Annotated in this window: 26 protein-coding genes; 13 read left to right on the top strand and 13 right to left on the bottom strand. The window is 54.0% G+C overall.

Translation table 11 applies throughout. The features are described from left to right. The first annotated feature begins 155 nt into the window (after positions 1-155). Both elbB and mtgA read left to right on the top strand, forming a co-directional pair. Positions 156-809: an isoprenoid biosynthesis glyoxalase ElbB gene (gene elbB / locus AC2TE5_RS20420; protein WP_484613370.1), complete on the top strand. Its 654-nt coding sequence runs from the start codon at positions 156-158 to the stop codon at positions 807-809. Beyond that, on the top strand, positions 806-1,531 hold the full coding sequence (gene mtgA / locus AC2TE5_RS20415) for a monofunctional biosynthetic peptidoglycan transglycosylase (RefSeq protein ID WP_063143583.1): 726 nt from the start codon (positions 806-808) through the stop codon (positions 1,529-1,531). Before elbB ends, mtgA begins: the two co-directional genes overlap by 4 nt. 38 nt (positions 1,532-1,569) lie before the next feature. Here the strand turns inward: mtgA and npr are convergent, their stop codons facing one another. The 11 genes from npr to AC2TE5_RS20360 form a co-directional block, all read right to left on the bottom strand. Continuing rightward, entirely contained in the window at positions 1,570-1,842 is a 273-nt protein-coding gene (npr, locus tag AC2TE5_RS20410) for a PTS phosphocarrier protein NPr (RefSeq protein ID WP_003861872.1), read from the bottom strand. After that, positions 1,839-2,693 carry an RNase adapter RapZ gene (rapZ, locus tag AC2TE5_RS20405; protein WP_014885397.1) on the bottom strand — a complete coding sequence of 285 codons (855 nt, stop codon included), beginning with the start codon at positions 2,691-2,693 and terminating at the stop codon, positions 1,839-1,841. Before rapZ ends, npr begins: the two co-directional genes overlap by 4 nt. A gap of 45 nt (positions 2,694-2,738) precedes the next feature. Then, on the bottom strand, positions 2,739-3,230 hold the full coding sequence (gene ptsN / locus AC2TE5_RS20400; protein ID WP_008501443.1) for a PTS IIA-like nitrogen regulatory protein PtsN: 492 nt from the start codon (positions 3,228-3,230) through the stop codon (positions 2,739-2,741). Between the two features lie 82 nt (positions 3,231-3,312). Then, on the bottom strand, positions 3,313-3,600 hold the full coding sequence (hpf, locus tag AC2TE5_RS20395; protein WP_008501444.1) for a ribosome hibernation promoting factor: 288 nt from the start codon (positions 3,598-3,600) through the stop codon (positions 3,313-3,315). A gap of 22 nt (positions 3,601-3,622) precedes the next feature. Next, positions 3,623-5,056 (bottom strand): RNA polymerase factor sigma-54, encoded by a 1,434-nt coding sequence (gene rpoN / locus AC2TE5_RS20390; RefSeq protein ID WP_063143582.1) that lies wholly within the window; start codon positions 5,054-5,056, stop codon positions 3,623-3,625. Positions 5,057-5,103: 47 nt separating this feature from the next. After that, positions 5,104-5,829 carry an LPS export ABC transporter ATP-binding protein gene (lptB, locus tag AC2TE5_RS20385; protein WP_023309359.1) on the bottom strand — a complete coding sequence of 242 codons (726 nt, stop codon included), beginning with the start codon at positions 5,827-5,829 and terminating at the stop codon, positions 5,104-5,106. A 6-nt stretch (positions 5,830-5,835) separates the two neighbouring features. Beyond that, positions 5,836-6,390 carry a lipopolysaccharide ABC transporter substrate-binding protein LptA gene (lptA, locus tag AC2TE5_RS20380; RefSeq protein WP_023309358.1) on the bottom strand — a complete coding sequence of 185 codons (555 nt, stop codon included), beginning with the start codon at positions 6,388-6,390 and terminating at the stop codon, positions 5,836-5,838. Continuing rightward, entirely contained in the window at positions 6,359-6,934 is a 576-nt protein-coding gene (gene lptC, locus AC2TE5_RS20375) for an LPS export ABC transporter periplasmic protein LptC (protein ID WP_121424777.1), read from the bottom strand. The genes lptA and lptC overlap by 32 nt, the downstream gene beginning before the upstream one ends. Continuing rightward, entirely contained in the window at positions 6,931-7,497 is a 567-nt protein-coding gene (gene kdsC, locus AC2TE5_RS20370; RefSeq protein WP_023309356.1) for a 3-deoxy-manno-octulosonate-8-phosphatase KdsC, read from the bottom strand. Before kdsC ends, lptC begins: the two co-directional genes overlap by 4 nt. Positions 7,498-7,511: 14 nt before the next feature. Then, entirely contained in the window at positions 7,512-8,498 is a 987-nt protein-coding gene (kdsD, locus tag AC2TE5_RS20365; RefSeq protein WP_213328856.1) for an arabinose-5-phosphate isomerase KdsD, read from the bottom strand. 13 nt (positions 8,499-8,511) lie between these two features. Beyond that, a complete protein-coding gene (locus tag AC2TE5_RS20360; RefSeq protein ID WP_252034347.1) occupies positions 8,512-9,489 on the bottom strand; it encodes a calcium/sodium antiporter in 978 nt (325 codons plus the stop codon). 227 nt (positions 9,490-9,716) lie between these two features. On the opposite strand from AC2TE5_RS20360, the gene mlaF reads away from it, so the two are divergent. The 7 genes from mlaF (at position 9,717) to murA (ending at position 14,510) form a co-directional block, all read left to right on the top strand. Further along, positions 9,717-10,529: a phospholipid ABC transporter ATP-binding protein MlaF gene (mlaF, locus tag AC2TE5_RS20355; protein ID WP_213328857.1), complete on the top strand. Its 813-nt coding sequence runs from the start codon at positions 9,717-9,719 to the stop codon at positions 10,527-10,529. A 7-nt stretch (positions 10,530-10,536) separates the two neighbouring features. Continuing rightward, positions 10,537-11,319: a lipid asymmetry maintenance ABC transporter permease subunit MlaE gene (gene mlaE / locus AC2TE5_RS20350; protein WP_023333605.1), complete on the top strand. Its 783-nt coding sequence runs from the start codon at positions 10,537-10,539 to the stop codon at positions 11,317-11,319. Positions 11,320-11,323: 4 nt separating this feature from the next. After that, complete coding sequence (gene mlaD / locus AC2TE5_RS20345; protein ID WP_023309352.1) at positions 11,324-11,872, top strand: outer membrane lipid asymmetry maintenance protein MlaD; 549 nt, start codon at positions 11,324-11,326, stop codon at positions 11,870-11,872. An 18-nt stretch (positions 11,873-11,890) separates the two neighbouring features. Beyond that, complete coding sequence (gene mlaC, locus AC2TE5_RS20340; RefSeq protein ID WP_023333604.1) at positions 11,891-12,526, top strand: phospholipid-binding protein MlaC; 636 nt, start codon at positions 11,891-11,893, stop codon at positions 12,524-12,526. Beyond that, positions 12,526-12,819: a lipid asymmetry maintenance protein MlaB gene (gene mlaB, locus AC2TE5_RS20335; RefSeq protein WP_032639716.1), complete on the top strand. Its 294-nt coding sequence runs from the start codon at positions 12,526-12,528 to the stop codon at positions 12,817-12,819. The genes mlaC and mlaB overlap by 1 nt, the downstream gene beginning before the upstream one ends. 126 nt (positions 12,820-12,945) lie before the next feature. Further along, the gene (gene ibaG / locus AC2TE5_RS20330) at positions 12,946-13,200 is read left to right on the top strand and encodes a BolA family iron metabolism protein IbaG (RefSeq protein ID WP_023333602.1); all 255 of its coding nucleotides are present in this window, start codon (positions 12,946-12,948) and stop codon (positions 13,198-13,200) included. 50 nt (positions 13,201-13,250) lie between these two features. After that, the gene (gene murA / locus AC2TE5_RS20325) at positions 13,251-14,510 is read left to right on the top strand and encodes a UDP-N-acetylglucosamine 1-carboxyvinyltransferase (protein WP_023309349.1); all 1,260 of its coding nucleotides are present in this window, start codon (positions 13,251-13,253) and stop codon (positions 14,508-14,510) included. A 60-nt stretch (positions 14,511-14,570) separates the two neighbouring features. Here murA and sfsB read toward each other — a convergent pair whose 3' ends face one another. Together sfsB and ispB are read right to left on the bottom strand one after the other, a co-directional pair. Next, positions 14,571-14,858 (bottom strand): DNA-binding transcriptional regulator SfsB, encoded by a 288-nt coding sequence (gene sfsB, locus AC2TE5_RS20320; RefSeq protein WP_121424774.1) that lies wholly within the window; start codon positions 14,856-14,858, stop codon positions 14,571-14,573. Positions 14,859-15,088: 230 nt separating this feature from the next. Further along, positions 15,089-16,060 (bottom strand): octaprenyl diphosphate synthase, encoded by a 972-nt coding sequence (gene ispB, locus AC2TE5_RS20315; RefSeq protein ID WP_024906360.1) that lies wholly within the window; start codon positions 16,058-16,060, stop codon positions 15,089-15,091. A gap of 257 nt (positions 16,061-16,317) precedes the next feature. Here ispB and rplU point away from each other — a divergent pair, with 257 nt between their 5' ends. The 4 genes from rplU to cgtA all read left to right on the top strand — a co-directional run bounded on the left by rplU (position 16,318) and on the right by cgtA (position 19,160). After that, the gene (gene rplU, locus AC2TE5_RS20310; RefSeq protein WP_003025032.1) at positions 16,318-16,629 is read left to right on the top strand and encodes a 50S ribosomal protein L21; all 312 of its coding nucleotides are present in this window, start codon (positions 16,318-16,320) and stop codon (positions 16,627-16,629) included. Between the two features lie 19 nt (positions 16,630-16,648). After that, positions 16,649-16,906 (top strand): 50S ribosomal protein L27, encoded by a 258-nt coding sequence (gene rpmA / locus AC2TE5_RS20305; RefSeq protein ID WP_004385076.1) that lies wholly within the window; start codon positions 16,649-16,651, stop codon positions 16,904-16,906. Positions 16,907-17,003: 97 nt separating this feature from the next. Beyond that, positions 17,004-17,969, top strand: a complete 966-nt coding sequence (locus tag AC2TE5_RS20300) for a DMT family transporter (RefSeq protein WP_159515010.1) — start codon at positions 17,004-17,006, stop codon at positions 17,967-17,969. A 15-nt stretch (positions 17,970-17,984) separates the two neighbouring features. Continuing rightward, the gene (gene cgtA, locus AC2TE5_RS20295) at positions 17,985-19,160 is read left to right on the top strand and encodes an Obg family GTPase CgtA (RefSeq protein WP_010436018.1); all 1,176 of its coding nucleotides are present in this window, start codon (positions 17,985-17,987) and stop codon (positions 19,158-19,160) included. Positions 19,161-19,192 lie beyond the last annotated feature (32 nt).

Raw genomic sequence — 19,192 nt, 5'->3', positions numbered from 1 at the left:
TTCGAAAGGGCGCTGCCTGAAAAATTTAGGCCGCACGCAGATAAGATAGCAAATCTTAAATGGTTTGTTACATGAATCAGTGAAATGTGTGAAGCATAGCGTTTTAATCAAAATTATTAATGTGCTTCAGCAAGTTGCAGAAAAGGATTGTCATGATGAAAAAGATTGGTGTCGTGCTGAGCGGATGCGGTGTTTACGATGGTTCTGAGATACATGAAGCCGTAATCACGCTGCTGGCCCTGGCTAAGCACGGAGCAGAGGTTATTTGTTTTGCGCCAGACAAAAATCAGGCGGATGTGATTAATCATCTGACGTGTGAGCCGATGGCGGAAACCCGTAATGTACTGATTGAAGCCGCGCGTATTGCGCGAGGTGATATCCATCCTCTTATTCAGGCAGATCCTACAGAGCTTGATGCGCTCATTGTGCCGGGTGGGTTTGGCGCGGCCAAAAATCTCAGTACCTTTGCTGCGCAGGGCGCGGAGTGTCAGATCGATCCTCATTTAAAGGCACTGTCGCAGGCCATGCATGCGGCAGGAAAACCGCTGGGCTTTATCTGCATCGCGCCGGCAATGCTGCCCAGGATTTTTGATTTCCCGCTGCGCCTGACTATCGGGACGGATATTGATACCGCAGAGATCGTCGAGGAAATGGGGGGCGAACACGTTCCGTGCCCGGTTGATGACATTGTGGTTGATGAAGATAACAAAATTGTCACCACGCCAGCGTATATGCTGGCGAACAATATCGCTGAGGCGGCCTCAGGCATTGAAAAGCTAGTGGCCCGCGTGCTGGTGCTGACTGAATGAGGCGTAAATTTGCCGCAGGCGCAGGGGTGAAACGTATTCTCTTGCGTATCGTCCTTGTACTGGCGGTATTCTGGGGAGGCGGGCTGGCTTTATTCAGCATTATGCCGGTTCCGTTCTCTGCCGTTATGGTTGAGCGCCAGCTCGGCGCGTGGTTCAGCGGTGATTTCAGCTATGTTGCCCACTCTGACTGGGTGAGTATGGACGAGATCTCCCCGTTCATGGGGCTGGCGGTCATCGCGGCGGAGGACCAGAAATTCCCGGAGCACTGGGGGTTCGACGTGGCGGCCATTGAGAAGGCGTTAGCTCATAATGAACGCCATGAGAACCGCGTGCGCGGTGCGTCAACCTTGTCGCAGCAGACGGCCAAAAATCTTTTTCTGTGGGACGGTAGAAGCTGGGTGCGAAAAGGGCTGGAAGCGGGGCTGACCCTGGGGATGGAAACGGTCTGGAGCAAAAAACGCATTCTGACCGTCTATCTCAACGTCGCTGAGTTTGGCGACGGTGTTTTTGGCGTGGAAGCTGCCGCGCAGCGTTATTTCAATAAGCCAGCCAGCCGTCTGAGCATGTCAGAAGCAGCGCTATTGGCCGCTGTTTTACCGAATCCCATCCGCTTTAAAGCCAGTGCCCCATCAGGATACGTGCGAAGCCGTCAGGCGTGGATCATACGCCAGATGAATCAGCTGGGCGGAGAGGGTTTTATGCAGCGTAATAATCTTATGTAGGGCGGGTAAGCGCAGCGCCACCCGCCGAGGGGCGAACGTTAGTCTTCGTCAAAGCCAGCGTTAAACAGGGCAATCACCGCCGCCAGCGCTTCCTCTTCCTGAGGCCCGGTGGCTTCAACTTCAATCTGGCGCCCTTTGGCGGAATCCAGCATCAGCAGGGCGATCACGCTGTTCGCTTCCGCTTCGGTACCTTCGTCATTTCGCAGCAGAACCTCTGCATCGAAACCCTGCATCAGCTCAAACAGTTTCATCGCCGGGCGTGCATGCATACCCAGCTTATTGGTGATCTCAACGGTTTGTTTTACGGTCATGTTTTACGTTTTTCCAGCGTGCGATGACGGGACTGAACGTTCTTCCCGCGCGAGCGGAAATAGTCGGCCAGCTGTTCGGCGATATAAACCGAACGATGTTTACCGCCGGTACAGCCAATCGCCACCGTCAGGTAGCTACGATTGTTTGTCTCCAGCATAGGTAACCATAGCTCAAGGTAGCTTCGCGTCTGGTAGATAAAATTGTGAACTTCTGTGTGCCGGTCGAGGAAGGCCGCGACGGGTTTATCCAGACCGGTCATTGGACGCAGCTTCGGATCCCAGTGCGGGTTCGGCAGGAAGCGCACGTCGAAAACGTAATCCGCATCAATCGGAATACCGTGCTTAAAGCCGAAGGATTCGAACACCATTGTCAGTTCACGCTCGCGTTTACCCAACAGTCGGGTACGCAGCATTTCCGCCAGCTCGTGAACGGACATCTCAGAGGTGTCGACAATCAGGTCGGCGCGAGAACGCAGCGGCTCCAGCAGGTCGCTCTCTTCATCGATAGCGCTCTCCAGAGAGAGGTTCTTACTGGAAAGCGGGTGCAAACGACGGGTATCGCTGTAGCGGCGGATCAGCGTATTGCGGTCTGCATCAAGGAACAGCAGCTGAGGCGAGAACGCATCAGGCAGGTTGCTCATGGCCTGTTCGAAGATCTCTGGCGATTCAGGCATGTTACGGACGTCGATACTGACGGCGGCAGAGGTTTGTCTCTCCGCAAGCGTGCGGGCCAGGTCGGGCAATAACACGACCGGCAGGTTATCGACGCAGTAAAAACCCATGTCTTCCAGCGCGCGCAGAGCAACGGATTTCCCCGACCCTGAACGGCCACTGACAATCATCAGCACCATGTTCCGTTTCTCCTCAGGACAACAGATGTGAAGGCCATCTCCTGGTTATGCATCATCCTGATTGCCTTCTGCTTCAGTGATAATTTGATAGAGCTCTTCATCACTTTGGGCCGAGCGCAGTCGACGGCAAATGGTTTTATCGGCCAGACGTTTTGCGACCAGCGACAGCGTATGCAGATGGGTTTTCGTCTGATCGGCAGGCACCAGCAGCGCGAAGAGGAGATCGACGGGCTGGTTATCAATGGCATCGAAGGCGATGGGTGTTTCAAGTTGCACAAACACACCAACGGCACGCAGGGTATCCTCTTCCAGTTTGCCGTGCGGGATCGCGATGCCGTTGCCGATACCGGTACTGCCCATTTTTTCACGGGTCAGAATTGCTTCGAATACCACCTGCGGCGGCAGGCCCAGCTGTTTTGCAGCCAGTTCACTGATGATCTCCAGCGCACGTTTTTTGCTCTGGCAGTGAACCGCACTGCGGGTACATTCCTGGTTAAGGACATTGCTCAGTTGAAGAGCGGAATCGTTGTTCATCATAATTTCACCTAAGCGCTAACTGTACAAATGGCCTGTTGTGTTTCACAACAGGCCGTCCTGCACCCGTTAACTGCCCGGACAATTAGTGTTGTTTCAGTTTATCTTTATGTTTATTGAGCTGTCGTGCAAGCTTATCAATCAAGCCGTCGATAGCAGCGTACATGTCTTGCCCTTCCGCACTGGCATGCAGTTCACCCCCGTTAACATGCAGGGTGGCATCCGAGATATGAGTCACTTTCTCCACTTTCAACACAATATAGACCTGATTGATCCTTTCGAAATACTGCTCGAGTTTTGCAAACTTCGCGTTCACAAAGTCGCGTAAAGCCTCAGTAATTTCGACGTTTTGTCCAGTGATGTTGAGCTGCATAGTGTCTTCCTTATCGGTTGTGTCAGACCAGCTGTTTACGCTGGTTGGACGGCGGAATGGATAAAGACTCTCGATACTTCGCAACAGTACGACGTGCCACCATAATACCCTGATCGGACAGCATGGTGGTTAACTTACTGTCGCTTAGTGGCTTCGCGGGGTTCTCCGCGGCGATCAACTTCTTCACCAGGGCACGAATGGCCGTTGACGACGCTTCGCCGCCGCCCTCGGTATTCACATGGCTGGAGAAGAAATACTTAAGCTCAAAAATACCGCGTGGACTGTGCAGATACTTCTGCGTGGTGACACGGGAAATGGTTGATTCATGCATTTCGACGGCCTGGGCGATATCCGCCAGTACCATCGGTTTCATATACTCTTCGCCCTGCTCAAAGAATGCCTGCTGCTGTTCGACAATACAGCGGCTGACGCGTAGCAGCGTATCATTTCGGCTCTCCAGACTTTTGATCAACCATCGCGCTTCCTGAAGATTGCTACGAATATATTGATTGTCGGAGTCGTTACGCGCGCTGGTGCACATGGAGGCATACTGCTGGTTGATTTGCAGGCGAGGGATGCTGTCTGAATTCAGTTCAACGACCCAGCGGTCATTGTGTTTTCTGACCAGCACGTCCGGGATCACGTACTCGGGCTCGCTGGTCTGGATCGACTGTCCCGGGCGCGGATCGAGCGACTGGATCAGATTCACCGCTTCTTTCAGCACCTCTTCCTTCAGGCGCGTGACGCGCATCAGGGAGCGGAAATCGTGGTTGGCCAACAGATCCAGATGATCGCTGATGATTAAGCGCGCCTCGTCGATCCATGGCGTCTCTTTGCTGAACTGAGAAAGCTGGATCAGCAGGCAGTCGCGCAGATCTTTTGCGGCCACGCCTACCGGATCGAAACGCTGGATGCGCTTCAGTACGGCTTCGATCTCCTCAAGCTCAATCTCTTCGTCGCCCATGCTTTCCAGGATATCGTCCAGCGTGACGGTCAAATAGCCGGTGTCGTCAACGGCATCGACAATTGAGGTGGCAATCGCGCGGTCGGTATCGGAGAAGGGGGTGAGTTCCACCTGCCACATCAGGTAATCCTGCAGCGACTGGGTGGTTTCTCCCTGATAGACCGGTAGCTCATCGTCCTGGTAGTCTGCACGCGTACCGGAAGGGGTTCCGGCGGTGTAGATTTCATCCCAGCTGGCATCCAGCGGTAGCTCGTCGGGCATCTCTTTTTGTTCGAGTGCGTCCGCGGTGTCGAGCGCTTCCGTATCCTGCGATTGCTGGGTATCTACCTCGTCATGAAGATCGGTTTGTTCCAGCAGGGGGTTGCTGTCTAGCGCCTGCTGGAGCTCCTGCTGAAGTTCTAACGTGGACAGTTGCAACAGGCGAATTGCCTGCTGTAGCTGCGGCGTCATCGCCAGTTGTTGGCTGAGCCTTAATTGCAAACCTTGCTTCATGTTCAGAGCATTTTTCTCCGGTTCGGCGTTACGTTACCTCTACCCTATCAGAGTCTGAAGTCTTCCCCAAGATAGACGCGCTTAACATGATCGTCTTCGAGGATCTGCTGCGGCGTACCGTGGGCGATCAGATTGCCCTGGCTCACAATATACGCGCGTTCACACACGGCCAGCGTTTCACGAACGTTGTGGTCGGTGATCAGTACGCCAAGCCCGCTGTCACGCAGGTGTTCAATGATACGTTTAATGTCGATAACCGAGATCGGGTCAACGCCCGCAAACGGTTCATCCAGAAGGATAAATTTTGGGTTTGCGGCCAGCGCACGCGCAATCTCAACGCGGCGGCGTTCACCCCCGGAGAGTGCCTGACCGAGGCTGTCACGCAGGTGCTCAATGTGGAACTCTTCCATCAGCTCGTTGGCACGATCCTGACGCTGTTCGCTGGTCAGGTCGTTACGAATTTGCAGGACCGCCATCAGGTTATCGTAAACGCTAAGACGACGGAAAATAGAGGCTTCCTGCGGCAGGTAGCCGATCCCGCGACGCGCGCGCGCGTGCAGCGGCAGAAGGCTGATGTCTTCATCGTCAATGATAATGTTGCCGGCATCGCGCGGCACAATGCCAACGACCATGTAGAAGGTGGTGGTTTTACCCGCACCGTTAGGGCCAAGCAGCCCTACAATTTCGCCGGAGTTGACGGTCAGACTGACATCTTCTACGACACGGCGGCCCTTATAGGCCTTCGCGAGATTTTTTGCAGTTAATGTTGCCATAACGAATTAGTTACTCTTCTTCTGTGCCGGGGCCTGGCCTTTGCCTTTGTCCTGCAGCTGCGACGGAACCAGTACGGTCGTGACGCGTTTGCCTTTCTCGCTGGAGGCCTGCATTTTTTGCTCTTTCACCAGATAGGTGATCTGGTCGCCGGTAATGTTGCTGTCCAGCTGTTCCAGATACGCATTTCCGGTCAGGATGACCAGGTCCTTCGCCAGCTCGTAGTGCATATGCGAGGCGTGACCTTTCACCGGCTTGCCGTTGTCCTGCATCTGGTAGAAGGTCGCCGGGTTGCCGTAACCATCAATGATCTCTTTGCCCTGCTCGCCACCCGGACGGGTCACGACCACTTTGTCGGCGTTAATTTTGATGGTGCCCTGAGTCATGACGACGTTACCCGTGAAGGTGACGACGTTACCCTGCATATCGAGAGACTGGGTATCGGACTCGATATGGATCGGTTGGTCGGTATCGCCCGTTACAGCAAGCGCGGGGAGACTGGTCGCCAGCATCGCGCTGGCGATAATTACTTTAAGGCTGAGTTTGTTTGTTTTGAATTTCATAGGAGGTTCTAACCTTTTCAATCAGCTCGGCGTTTTTGCTGCGTAAGTTCCCGCGCATTCTCAAACCGCTGGAATTAAATGTTGTGCCATACAGTGTGACCAGATCCTGCGAGGTCACGTCCTGGGTTACCAGGTTAATCTGGGCGTTATCCGTCGTAATTTTTCGCAGTTGCGAGTCAGCGGTCAGGGCGTTGACTTCAACGTGGCCATACAGATAAAGCATACGGTCATTTGTCAGTTTTGCCCGATCTGACTTAATTGACCACGTCGGGACTTTGTCCTTATCAAAGGTGGTCATGACAGGCTGGGTAAACCACGAAATACCGTCATCTGAAAAATATTCAACGTGCTGGGCAATCAGGCGATAGTTCAGCGCACCTTCCGGGCTGTAGACCACGGTGTCGCTGTGATCGCTTTTATAGGTTGGATCGTTATTGTTGACCACTTGCGTTTGCGTATCGTCGCGATCGGCAAGGTTCACGCCAATCAAGACCAGTGCGACAAGCGAAAGCAAAATGATAATCCAACGTCTGGTTTTACTCATATCGATTGCCCTTTGGCCTCATCAAGCTTGCCCTGCGCCAGCAAAAGCAGATCGCAGACTTCACGTACGGCACCACGGCCCCCGTTGATGTGGGTAACGTAGTCAGCGCGCGGGATCAGCAGCGGATGCGCATCGGCAACGGCGATGCTCAGCCCCACTTCAGCCATCACGGGCCAGTCAATCAGATCGTCCCCGACGTAGGCCACGTTTTCCGGTGCGATAGCCAGTTTACCCAGTAAATCCTTAAACGCCGCCATTTTATCGGATTGACCCTGATACAGATGGGTAATTCCTAAGGTTTCACAGCGGTCTTCTACCAGTTTAGCTTTTCGCCCGGTGATGATAGCCACCTCAATACCGGAGGTGAGCGCACAGCGGATACCGTAGCCGTCGCGAACGTTAAACGCCTTCAGCTCTTCACCATTATTGCCCATGTAAATCAGGCCATCGGAGAGTACCCCATCTACATCCAGGATGAGCAGACGAATGTTTTCCGCCTTTGCCATCATCTGGGTACTGACCGGACCATAACAGGTTGCAAGGGATGCACCCGCATTACTCATTGTCTTATCCTTCATTACACTACGCCTGCGCGCAGCAGATCATGCATATGTACCACACCCAGCAACTGGTCGCCATCGGCAACCATAACGGAGGTGATATGGCGGGACTGCATCAGGTTCAGCACATCCACGGCCAGCGTACCCGGACGCACGCGGATACCGCCCGGCGTCATCACGTCGGCAATGCCGAGCGTGCGGACATCTACACCCATGTCGAACACGCGACGCAGGTCGCCATCGGTGAAGATCCCCTGAATTTTCATCAGATCGTCGCACACGACCGTCATACCCAGATTCTTGCGGGTGATTTCCAGCAGCGCATCACGCAGGGAGGCTTCTTTACTCACGTGAGGGATCTCATCCCCGGTGTGCATAATATCGTTTACCCGAAGCAGCAGCTTGCGCCCCAGCGCACCGCCCGGGTGGGAAAGCGCGAAATCTTCCGGCGTAAAACCGCGGGCTTCGAGCAGCGCGACGGCAAGCGCATCGCCCATGACCAGCGCGGCGGTGGTGCTGGACGTTGGCGCCAGGCCGAGCGGACAGGCCTCCTTGGGCACCTTCACGCACAGGTGAATATCAGCCGCGCGCGCCATGCTGCTTTCCGGACGGCTGGTCATGCAAATAAGCGGCACCTGCAGGCGCTTCAGTACCGGGATCAGCGCCAGGATCTCATTGGACTCACCGGAGTTGGACAGCGCGATGACGATATCCTGCGGCGTGACCATACCCAGGTCGCCGTGCGCGGCTTCCCCCGGGTGTACAAAGAAGGAAGAGGTTCCGGTGCTGGCAAATGTTGCCGCCATTTTGCGTCCAATGTGGCCGGACTTACCCATCCCCATCACCACGACTTTGCCGGCACAGTAGAATATCTTCTCACATGCCAGACTAAAATCCTGATTAATGTACCGATCTAACTGCGCCAGACCTTCACGTTCAATCTCCAGAACCTCTTTGCCTGCTTTCTGAAAGTCAAAACCCGGCTGCAATTCTATTTGCGACATAATGCGTTTCCGTTTACCCAGAGAGAAGAGGCGAGAGCCAGTACAGCATCGCCATCCATACGATAAATCCACCCGTCAGCAGCGCGCCTGCGCCTTTGCCGATCTGTCGTTGCCGCCGCCAGCAGAGCAGGGCAAATATCACGCTGACCAATAACATCACGCCGTAGTCGCGTGAGAACGCCAGGGGATTAAAGGGCCCTGGCGTAATCAGGGCTGGCAGACCCATCACAATGGCGATATTAAAAATGTTAGAACCGATGATATTACCAATGGCAATGTCATCCTCACCTTTACGTGCCCCCGCAATGGCCGTGGCCAGCTCCGGCAGGCTGGTACCGATGGCAATCACCGTCAGGCCAATGGTCAGTTCACTGATGGCGAAATAGTTCGCCAGCACCGTCGCGTTATCCACGACCATGCGCGTGGCCATCGGCATGATGATCAGCGCAACGCCAAGCCAGAGCAGGGCAACAGGCAGCGTGCCTTCTCGCGGAAGTTCGGCAACCTGCTCACGCGTGAGGCTATCCTGGCCCTGTTTCTCAGCCAGACGGGCGATTTTAACACTATACAGCAGCCAAATAACGGCCAGCGCCAGCAAGAAAATGCCGTCGCTGAAGCTCAGTACACCATCGTAAAATACGCAGCCTGCCAGCAGGCTTACGATTAACATTAGCGGCAATTCACGGCGCAGAACATCAGAATGCACGCGAAATGGATGGAGCAGGGCGGCCAGGCCTAAAATCAAGAGTATATTGACGATGTTAGAGCCAATCGCGGTACCGACTGCCAGGTCTAACTGGCCATGCAGCGATGCCGAGACAGAGACGATGATTTCAGGAAGTGACGTTCCAACACTGACCACGGTCATCCCGATGACGACAGGCGGTACGCCCGTCAGGCGACACAGGATAGATGCAGCAAACACTAAACGGTCAGCACTGTAGACCACCAATAGTAAACCAATTATTAACAGTGCTGTTGCTAAAAGCATCAAAAGTCCTTTCTTCAGGTATACTCGTCGGTCCATCGCGCGGGAATGGCTGGACTGCATACAGTCTGAGGCGTAACGAATTCCTAATTTTGACTTTATGCGCCGGAAAAGTAAAACAAATGCCAGCTTTCGCTAACCTCAACGGCTATTATTCTGTAAAAATGCGGAGTTGAGGGCTGATTCAGGCGGCATGCCTTAACGTGAGCAGGGTAATAAAGGAACCATAAATGAGCCAAACGATGGCGAATTTAGTCGATGTTCGCGGTGTGAGTTTTTCTCGCGCCAACAGATTGATATTTGATGATATTTCGTTGACCGTACCGCATGGCAAGATCACTGCCATCATGGGGCCGTCCGGGATCGGTAAAACGACCCTGCTGCGCCTTATTGGTGGTCAGATCCCACCCGATCGCGGTGAAATCCTCTTTGATGGCGAAAACATCCCGGAGATGTCACGCTCGCGCCTGTATACTGTCCGCAAACGCATGAGCATGCTCTTTCAGTCTGGAGCCTTGTTCACCGACATGAATGTCTTTGATAACGTGGCCTACCCGCTGCGCGAGCATACCAGCCTGCCGCCGGAACTGCTGAAAAGCACGGTGATGATGAAGCTTGAAGCCGTCGGTTTGCGGGGCGCCGCGAAGCTGATGCCTTCTGAGCTGTCCGGTGGGATGGCGCGCCGTGCCGCGCTGGCGCGAGCCATTGCATTAGAACCTGATTTAATCATGTTCGACGAACCGTTTGTTGGACAGGATCCCATCACGATGGGCGTGCTGGTGAAGCTCATCTCTGAACTGAACAGCGCGCTTGGCGTCACCTGCATTGTGGTATCTCACGATGTACCGGAAGTATTGAGCATTGCCGATTACGCCTATATCGTGGCGGACAAAAAGATCGTCGCACACGGTAGCGCCCAGGCGCTGCAGGAAAATTGCGATCCGCGCGTGCGGCAGTTCCTCGACGGTATTGCCGATGGCCCTGTGCCGTTCCGCTACCCGGCGGGCGACTATCGTGACGATTTACTGGGAATAGGGAGTTAAGCCACTCATGCTGTTAAATGCGTTGGCCGCTCTCGGACACCGTGGCATAAAAACCATCAGGACGTTCGGGCGTGCCGGATTGATGTTATTCAACGCGCTGGTCGGCAAGCCGGAATTCCGTAAGCACGCACCGCTATTGGTGCGCCAGCTTTATAATGTCGCCGTGCTGTCGATGCTCATCATCATTGTTTCCGGTCTGTTTATCGGTATGGTGCTTGGGCTACAGGGCTATCTTGTGCTGACAACCTACAGTGCGGAAACCAGCCTCGGGATGCTGGTGGCGCTCTCGCTGCTGCGTGAACTGGGGCCGGTTGTGGCGGCGCTGCTGTTCGCCGGGCGTGCGGGGTCGGCATTAACGGCTGAAATTGGCCTGATGCGTGCGACCGAGCAGCTCTCCAGCATGGAGATGATGGCGGTCGATCCGCTGCGTCGCGTGATCTCACCGCGTTTCTGGGCGGGGGTGATCTCTTTACCGCTGCTGACGATTCTGTTTGTCGCCGTGGGTATCTGGGGCGGTTCGCTGGTCGGCGTGCACTGGAAAGGCATTGATGCCGGTTTCTTCTGGTCCGCGATGCAGGACGCCATTGACCTGCGAATGGATCTGGTTAACTGCCTGATTAAAAGCGTGGTATTTGCCATTACGGTCACCTGGATTGCATTGTTCAATGGTTACGATGCCATCCCGACGTCGGCGGGCATTAGCCGTGCAACTACACGTACAGTCGTACATTCGTCGCTGGCCGTACTGGGTCTGGATTTTGTGCTCACCGCACTGATGTTTGGGAATTGAGTTCATGCAAACGAGAAAAAATGAAATTTGGGTCGGTGTATTCCTGCTGCTGGCGCTGCTGGCCGCGCTGTTTATCTGCCTGAGAGCGGCGGATATCACGTCTGTGCGCACCGAGCCGACGTATCGCATCTATGCCACCTTCGACAACATCGGCGGGCTGAAGGCGCGCTCACCGGTTCGTATCGGCGGCGTGGTGATCGGACGCGTCTCTGACATTACGCTTGATGAGAAAACCTATCTGCCACGCGTCGCGATGGATATCGAAGAGCGTTACAACCATATCCCGGACACCAGCTCCCTTTCTATCCGTACTTCCGGCCTGCTGGGCGAACAATATCTGGCGCTTAACGTCGGCTTTGAAGACCCCGAGCTGGGAACGACTATCCTTAAAGACGGTAGCGTCATTCAGGATACGAAATCCGCGATGGTGCTGGAGGATATGATTGGTCAGTTCCTTTACAGCAGTAAAGGGGATGAGAAAAAATCCGACGCTGCCCCAGCGCAGAGCGAAGATCATACCGACGTCGCACCGACGCCAGGTGCTGCGAATTAATATCAGGAGAAGTCATTCATGTTTAAACGACTGTTAATGGTTGCCATGCTGGTCATCGCCCCTCTTACCGCCGCTCACGCTGCGGATCAGAGTAACCCGTACAAACTGATGGACGAAGCGGCGAAGAAGACCTTCGACCGTCTTAAAAATGAACAGCCTAAAATTCGTGCTAATCCTGATTATCTGCGTGACGTCGTTGACCAGGAGCTGCTGCCGTACGTGCAGATTAAATATGCGGGTGCGCTGGTGCTGGGACGTTATTACAAAGACGCGACCCCTGCGCAGCGTGATGCTTACTTTGCCGCGTTCCGTGAATACCTGAAACAGGCTTATGGCCAGGCGCTGGCAATGTACCACGGTCAGACCTATCAGATTGCGCCTGAGCAGCCGCTGGGTGATGCGACCATCGTCCCTATCCGTGTGACGATCATCGATCCTAACGGTCGTCCGCCGGTTCGTCTGGATTTCCAGTGGCGTAAAAACAGCCAGACCGGTCACTGGCAGGCGTATGACATGATTGCCGAAGGGGTAAGCATGATCACCACCAAACAGAACGAATGGAGTGACCTGCTGCGCACCAAGGGCATCGATGGCCTGACCGCGCAGCTGCAGTCTATCTCTCGTCAGAAAATTAGCCTGGATGAGAAGAAGTAATGTCACAGCAACTCAGCTGGTCGCGTGAAGGCGAGACATTAAAGCTGTCCGGTGAGCTGGATCAGGATCTGCTGAACCCACTGTGGGACAAACGCCATGAAGCGATGCAGGGCGTGACGCTCATCGATTTAACTGACGTCACGCGGGTGGATACGGCGGGTGTTGCGCTGCTGGCCCATCTGGTTGCGGTAGGGAAAAAGCAGGGTGCTAGCGTTACGCTTCACGGCGCGAGCGATAATGTCGTGACCCTTGCACAGCTCTACAACCTCCCTCAGGACGTACTGCCTCGTTAATATTTTCAGTGCGTTACTTCCGAAAGCCCTGACAGTTTCATCGTCGGGGCTTTTTGCTTGTTTAAGACAACGCCACTTTGCTCTAAGATGTTGGGCTTGTTTTCACTATCAGATGATTAAGAGCCCATGGAAAATCATGAAATCCAGACAGTGCTGATGAATGCACTCTCCCTTCAGGAAGCCCACGTCTCTGGCGATGGCAGTCACTTCCAGGTTATTGCTGTGGGTGAGATGTTCGACGGTATGAGCCGTGTGAAGAAACAGCAGGCTGTGTACGCGCCGCTGATGGAATATATTGCGGATAACCGCATCCACGCCCTGTCGATTAAAGCGTTCACCCCGCAAGAGTGGGCACGCGATCGCAAACTAAACGGTTTTTGAGCTGAGGGCGACAGGCCCGCAGCACGGTTGAATTTATAAGAGAGCACACAATGGATAAATTTCGTGTACAGGGGCCAACGCGTCTCCAGGGCGAAGTCACAATTTCTGGCGCCAAAAACGCCGCGCTGCCAATCCTCTTTGCTGCGCTGCTCGCGGAAGAGCCGGTAGAAATTCAGAACGTACCGAAGCTGAAAGATATCGACACCACCATGAAGTTGCTCACCCAGTTGGGCACGAAAGTTGAGCGTAACGGTTCCGTCTGGATCGACGCCAGCAAGGTGAATAACTTCTCAGCTCCTTACGATCTGGTGAAAACCATGCGTGCATCCATCTGGGCGCTTGGCCCGCTGGTGGCGCGTTTTGGTCAGGGTCAGGTCTCTCTGCCGGGCGGCTGCGCTATCGGTGCGCGTCCGGTTGACCTGCACATCTTTGGTCTGGAGAAACTGGGCGCAGAGATCAAGCTGGAAGAAGGTTACGTTAAAGCGTCCGTCAATGGTCGTCTGAAAGGCGCGCACATTGTCATGGACAAAGTGAGCGTGGGCGCAACGGTCACCATTATGTCTGCGGCGACGCTGGCAGAAGGGACCACTATCATCGAAAACGCCGCGCGCGAACCGGAAATTGTGGATACCGCCAACTTCCTCGTGGCGCTGGGCGCGAAGATCTCCGGTCAGGGGACCGACCGTATCACCATCGAAGGCGTTGAACGTCTGGGCGGTGGTGTCTATCGCGTACTGCCGGACCGTATCGAAACCGGTACTTTCCTGGTCGCTGCGGCGATTTCTGGCGGTAAGATTGTTTGTCGCAACGCGCAGCCAGATACCCTGGATGCGGTGCTGGCGAAACTGCGCGATGCGGGTGCGGATATCGAAATCGGTGAAGACTGGATCAGTCTTGATATGCACGGCCAGCGTCCAAAAGCGGTCAATGTGCGTACGGCACCGCATCCGGCGTTCCCAACGGACATGCAGGCGCAGTTCACCCTGTTGAACTTGGTCGCCGAAGGTACTGGCTTCATCACAGAAACCATTTTCGAGAACCGCTTTATGCACGTACCGGAGCTGATCCGTATGGGTGCGCATGCTGAGATCGAAAGCAATACCGTGATTTGTCATGGCGTTGAGAAACTGTCTGGTGCTCAGGTGATGGCAACCGATCTGCGTGCATCCGCAAGCCTGGTGCTGGCGGGTTGTATCGCGGAAGGCACAACGATCGTGGATCGTATTTATCACATCGATCGTGGCTATGAGCGTATCGAAGATAAACTGCGCGCGCTGGGTGCCAATATCGAGCGAGTGAAGGGCGAGTAATCGTTCCGGCAGCCCCCTGCCAGCAATGACCGGGGGGTTGCTGTTCCTGTCAAAAACGCATTACTCCTGCGGTTCTCTTTTTGCCTTTCTCTGGCGAATCATGCGCGATCTGTCGATAAATTCATGGGTGATGGGATCGTGGTAGCGCGAAGGCCAAATTACCCACGGATGCGTATCCAGCGCCGTCGCGATAATTAATTCTCCCTTGGGCCAGGGGCGGGTGAGGGCGTTTGCCAGAGTTGAAGAACTCAGTCCATGGCGGCGGGACTCTGCTGCCAGTGAAGTGCCTCTTTTGCGCAGCGCGGCAATAATATCAGCCGTGTGCCAGTCGATAAATTTCGTATCCATAACGCCGTCCTTAAGTTCGGATTCACCTACGCCGTTTCTTCTGAAACGACGGGGTTACTATACCCATTTCAAACTCTTGTTCTAAAAAGTTCGCGTTACTTGAAGGGATATTCAGAATAAGACATGGCTTTATTCATGCGGTCTCTAAACCGATGAATTTACAGGAATACGGAATTTACAGGAGTTTATTGGAATCTCCCCGCCATGGCCGCGGGGAGAGACAAGGAGGATTAACGGTCGCGCTGAACGGCGATGTGGGCAAGACCAATCAGCGCCTCGCGCCACGGGCTGTCGGGAATGACCTGGAGAGCTTCGATGGCTTTGTCGGCTTCTTCTTCCGCACGCTGACGCGTCCATTCCAGCGATCCGCAGATAGCCATGGTTTCCAGCACAGGTTCCAGAAGATGGCGGCCATTTCCCTGCTCAATCGCTTCACGGATCATTTTCGCCTGGTCGGCCGTTCCGTTGCGCATAGCATGGAGCAGGGGCAGGGTCGGTTTGCCTTCGTTCAGGTCATCGCCCACGTTTTTGCCGAGCGTCTCGCCGTCTGCACTGTAGTCCAGCAAATCGTCAATCAGCTGGAATGCCGTACCAAGATAGCGGCCATAGTCCTGCAGACCTTTCTCCTGCGCTTCGGTACAGTCAGCCAGAATGCCGGAACACTGGGCAGCCGCTTCAAACAGGCGCGCGGTTTTGCTGTAGATCACGCGCATGTAGTTTTCTTCGGTGATGTCAGGGTCGTTGACGTTCATCAGCTGCAGTACTTCGCCTTCAGCAATGACGTTTACGGCTTCAGACATCACTTCCAGCACTTTCAGGGAGCCCAGACTGGTCATCATCTGGAAGGCGCGGGTATAGATAAAATCCCCCACCAGTACGCTGGCTGCGTTCCCGAAAGCGGCGTTTGCCGTGGCTTTGCCACGACGCATATCCGATTCATCCACCACATCGTCATGCAGAAGCGTCGCCGTGTGAATAAATTCGATGAGCGCTGCGATAGTGATGTGAGCATTTCCCTGATAACCAACGGCTCTGGCAGCCAGAATGGCGATCATCGGACGAATGCGTTTACCGCCGCCGCTGACGATGTAATAGCCCAACTGATTTATCAGCTGAACGTCAGAGTTGAGTTGCTCCAGGATTGCTGCATTCACACCCGCCATATCTTGCGCGGTTAACTCGTTGATTTTTTCTAAATTCATCGCAAAAGCCGGGCTTTTTATCCTGTTGATCCCATCTTCAATGGGGTAACGAAGGGTTTCGGTTTATCAATAGTAGTGCTGATTGTACTGAAAAAACGGCACAGATAAACGTTACCGTACGTGTTGTGTTTTTTTTCTTCATGTATTGACGGTAGCACTTGTCAAAGGCTCGCGTTTTGCGTAATATTCGCGCCCTATTGTGAATATTTATAGCGCACTCTGAATCATACGAGGATGTGCGCGGAAGCGGAGTTTATATGTACGCGGTTTTCCAAAGTGGTGGTAAACAACACCGAGTAAGCGAAGGTCAGACCGTTCGCCTGGAAAAGCTGGACATCGCAACTGGCGAATCTGTTGAGTTCGCAGAAGTTCTGATGATCGCAAACGGTGAAGAAGTCAAAATCGGCGTTCCTTTCGTTGATGGCGGCGTTATCAAAGCTGAAGTTGTTGCACACGGTCGTGGCGAGAAAGTTAAAATCGTTAAGTTTCGTCGTCGTAAGCACTACCGTAAGCAGCAGGGCCACCGTCAGTGGTTCACTGATGTGAAAATTACTGGCATCAGCGCCTAAGACCTGAGGAGAGATTTAAATGGCACATAAAAAGGCTGGCGGCTCCACACGTAACGGTCGCGATTCAGAAGCTAAACGCCTTGGCGTTAAGCGTTTCGGTGGCGAATCCGTTCTGGCGGGTAGCATCATCGTTCGTCAACGTGGTACCAAATTCCACGCTGGCAACAACGTAGGTTGCGGTCGTGACCACACTCTGTTTGCTAAAGCAGACGGTAAAGTGAAATTTGAAGTTAAAGGCCCGAACAACCGTAAATACATCAGCATCGTTGCTGAGTAAGGTTTTCTCGGTCCGGTAACGGATTAAAGCCCCGCAACCTGTTGCGGGGCTTTTTACATTGGAAACCCGGTAATTTTTTTCTGTAGGGAAAACGGGCATGAAGCAGCAGGCCGGCATGGGCATTCTTTTGGCACTTACCACCGCAATGTGCTGGGGTGCGTTGCCAATTGCAATGAAGCAGGTACTGGAAGTGATGGAGCCGCCTACGGTGGTCTTTTATCGCTTTCTGATGGCAAGCATCGGCCTCGGGGCCATTCTGGCTATCAAAGGTAAGCTTCCATCCTTGCGGCTCTTCCGTAAACCGCGCTGGCTGGTATTGCTGGCTATCGCGACGGGTGGTCTGTTCGGTAACTTCATCCTGTTCAGCTCTTCCCTGCAATATCTCAGCCCCACGGCGTCGCAGGTGATAGGTCAGCTTTCACCGGTGGGCATGATGGTCGCCAGCGTCTTTATCCTCAAGGAGAAGATGCGCGGTACGCAGATTATCGGGGCGAGCATGCTGTTATGCGGTCTGGTGATGTTCTTCAACACCAGTCTGATAGAGATTTTTACCCGCCTGACGGATTACACCTGGGGTGTCATTTTCGGTGTGGGGGCAGCAACGGTCTGGGTGAGCTATGGCGTCGCGCAAAAGGTGTTATTGCGTCGACTTGCCTCACAGCAGATCCTCTTTTTGCTGTACACTTTGTGTACAATAGCATTGCTGCCATTAGCAAAGCCGGGCGTGATTACCCAGCTTAGCGACTGGCAACTGGCGTGCCTCATTTTTTGTGGGCTGAACACGCTGGTCGGTTATGGCGCGCTGGCCGAAGCGATGGCGCGCTGGCAGGCAGCACAGGTGAGCGCGTTAATTACGCTTACTCCGCTGTTTACGCTGTTATTTTCAGATTTGTTATCAATGGCCTGGCCCGATGTCTTCGTCAGACCGATGCTCAACCTGTTGGGTTATCTCGGTGCGTTTGTCGTGGTTGCGGGCGCGATGTATTCCGCCATTGGTCATCGTCTTTGGGGACGTTGGCGCAAAAATGAAGCGGTTGTAGTAGTCCCCCGCTCAGGCGAATGAGTTACGGAGAGTAAAATGAAGTTTGTTGATGAAGCGACGATCCTGGTCGTGGCTGGTGATGGCGGCAATGGTTGCGTGAGCTTCCGCCGTGAAAAGTATATCCCACGTGGCGGTCCTGATGGCGGCGACGGAGGGGATGGTGGTGACGTGTGGCTGGAGGCGGATGAAAACCTCAACACGCTGATCGACTACCGTTTCGAAAAATCTTTCCGTGCCGAGCGCGGCCAGAACGGCCAGAGCCGTGACTGTACGGGTAAACGTGGTAAAGACGTCAACATCAAGGTTCCGGTCGGTACGCGTGTGATTGACCAGGGCACCGGTGAAACCATGGGTGATATGACCAAACACGGTCAGCGCCTGCTGGTTGCTAAAGGTGGCTGGCACGGTCTCGGTAACAGCCGTTTTAAATCATCGGTTAACCGTGCTCCGCGTCAGAAAACCATGGGGACACCGGGCGATACGCGCGAGCTGCAGCTGGAACTGATGCTGCTGGCTGACGTCGGTATGCTGGGTATGCCTAACGCCGGTAAATCGACGTTTATCCGTGCTGTATCAGCCGCGAAGCCAAAAGTGGCGGATTATCCGTTTACGACGCTGGTGCCAAGCCTGGGCGTTGTTCGTATGGACCACGAAAAGAGCTTTGTTGTCGCTGATATCCCTGGTTTGATCGAGGGCGCAGCAGAAGGTGCAGGACTGGGTATTCGCTTCCTGAAACACCTTGAGCGCTGCCGCGTATTGCTGCACATCGTTGATATCAATCCAATCGATGAGTCCGATCCGGTCGAAAACGCCCGTATCATCATCGGTGAACTTGAAAAATACAGCGAAAAACTCGCAGGTAAGCCACGTTGGCTGGTCTTCAACAAGATCGACCTGATGGACAAAGCCGAAGCGGAAGCAAAAGCCAAAGCGATTGCTGAAGCGATGGGTTGGGAAGATAAATACTACCTGATCTCTGCGGCAAGCCAGGTTGGCGTGAAAGATCTGTGCTGGGATGTGATGACCTTTATCATCGAGAACCCAATCGTTCAGGCGGAAGAAGCGAAACAGCCTGAAAAAGTTGAATTCATGTGGGATGACTACCACCGCCAGCAGCTTGAAGAGCTGGAAGCTGAAGAAGATGATGAAGACTGGGACGATGACTGGGATGAAGACGACGAAGAAGGCGTCGAGTTCATCTACAAGCACTAATATCTGTCTAAGGCCCCCAATATGGGGGCTTT

This window comes from Enterobacter sp. N5-15 (genome assembly GCF_057221635.1).
This window is presented reverse-complemented; position numbering and strand designations above follow the sequence as displayed.

What these genes read in the sequence shown, in the direction of transcription:
- rapZ (WP_014885397.1), bottom strand. Translation starts at nt 2,693, where the DNA reads ATGGTGCTGATGATTGTCAGTGGCCGTTCAGGGTCGGGGAAATCCGTT.
- kdsC (WP_023309356.1), bottom strand. Translation starts at nt 7,497, where the DNA reads ATGAGTAATGCGGGTGCATCCCTTGCAACCTGTTATGGTCCGGTCAGT.
- sfsB (WP_121424774.1), bottom strand. Translation starts at nt 14,858, where the DNA reads ATGGATACGAAATTTATCGACTGGCACACGGCTGATATTATTGCCGCG.
- ptsN (WP_008501443.1), bottom strand. Translation starts at nt 3,230, where the DNA reads ATGATGAACAACGATTCCGCTCTTCAACTGAGCAATGTCCTTAACCAG.
- npr (WP_003861872.1), bottom strand. Translation starts at nt 1,842, where the DNA reads ATGACCGTAAAACAAACCGTTGAGATCACCAATAAGCTGGGTATGCAT.
- mtgA (WP_063143583.1), top strand. Translation starts at nt 806, where the DNA reads ATGAGGCGTAAATTTGCCGCAGGCGCAGGGGTGAAACGTATTCTCTTG.
- AC2TE5_RS20360 (WP_252034347.1), bottom strand. Translation starts at nt 9,489, where the DNA reads ATGCTTTTAGCAACAGCACTGTTAATAATTGGTTTACTATTGGTGGTC.
- ispB (WP_024906360.1), bottom strand. Translation starts at nt 16,060, where the DNA reads ATGAATTTAGAAAAAATCAACGAGTTAACCGCGCAAGATATGGCGGGT.
- rpmA (WP_004385076.1), top strand. Translation starts at nt 16,649, where the DNA reads ATGGCACATAAAAAGGCTGGCGGCTCCACACGTAACGGTCGCGATTCA.
- elbB (WP_484613370.1), top strand. Translation starts at nt 156, where the DNA reads ATGAAAAAGATTGGTGTCGTGCTGAGCGGATGCGGTGTTTACGATGGT.
- kdsD (WP_213328856.1), bottom strand. Translation starts at nt 8,498, where the DNA reads ATGTCGCAAATAGAATTGCAGCCGGGTTTTGACTTTCAGAAAGCAGGC.
- mlaD (WP_023309352.1), top strand. Translation starts at nt 11,324, where the DNA reads ATGCAAACGAGAAAAAATGAAATTTGGGTCGGTGTATTCCTGCTGCTG.
- AC2TE5_RS20300 (WP_159515010.1), top strand. Translation starts at nt 17,004, where the DNA reads ATGAAGCAGCAGGCCGGCATGGGCATTCTTTTGGCACTTACCACCGCA.
- ibaG (WP_023333602.1), top strand. Translation starts at nt 12,946, where the DNA reads ATGGAAAATCATGAAATCCAGACAGTGCTGATGAATGCACTCTCCCTT.
- mlaE (WP_023333605.1), top strand. Translation starts at nt 10,537, where the DNA reads ATGCTGTTAAATGCGTTGGCCGCTCTCGGACACCGTGGCATAAAAACC.
- mlaC (WP_023333604.1), top strand. Translation starts at nt 11,891, where the DNA reads ATGTTTAAACGACTGTTAATGGTTGCCATGCTGGTCATCGCCCCTCTT.
- mlaB (WP_032639716.1), top strand. Translation starts at nt 12,526, where the DNA reads ATGTCACAGCAACTCAGCTGGTCGCGTGAAGGCGAGACATTAAAGCTG.
- hpf (WP_008501444.1), bottom strand. Translation starts at nt 3,600, where the DNA reads ATGCAGCTCAACATCACTGGACAAAACGTCGAAATTACTGAGGCTTTA.
- lptA (WP_023309358.1), bottom strand. Translation starts at nt 6,390, where the DNA reads ATGAAATTCAAAACAAACAAACTCAGCCTTAAAGTAATTATCGCCAGC.
- cgtA (WP_010436018.1), top strand. Translation starts at nt 17,985, where the DNA reads ATGAAGTTTGTTGATGAAGCGACGATCCTGGTCGTGGCTGGTGATGGC.
- rpoN (WP_063143582.1), bottom strand. Translation starts at nt 5,056, where the DNA reads ATGAAGCAAGGTTTGCAATTAAGGCTCAGCCAACAACTGGCGATGACG.
- lptC (WP_121424777.1), bottom strand. Translation starts at nt 6,934, where the DNA reads ATGAGTAAAACCAGACGTTGGATTATCATTTTGCTTTCGCTTGTCGCA.
- murA (WP_023309349.1), top strand. Translation starts at nt 13,251, where the DNA reads ATGGATAAATTTCGTGTACAGGGGCCAACGCGTCTCCAGGGCGAAGTC.
- rplU (WP_003025032.1), top strand. Translation starts at nt 16,318, where the DNA reads ATGTACGCGGTTTTCCAAAGTGGTGGTAAACAACACCGAGTAAGCGAA.
- lptB (WP_023309359.1), bottom strand. Translation starts at nt 5,829, where the DNA reads ATGGCAACATTAACTGCAAAAAATCTCGCGAAGGCCTATAAGGGCCGC.
- mlaF (WP_213328857.1), top strand. Translation starts at nt 9,717, where the DNA reads ATGAGCCAAACGATGGCGAATTTAGTCGATGTTCGCGGTGTGAGTTTT.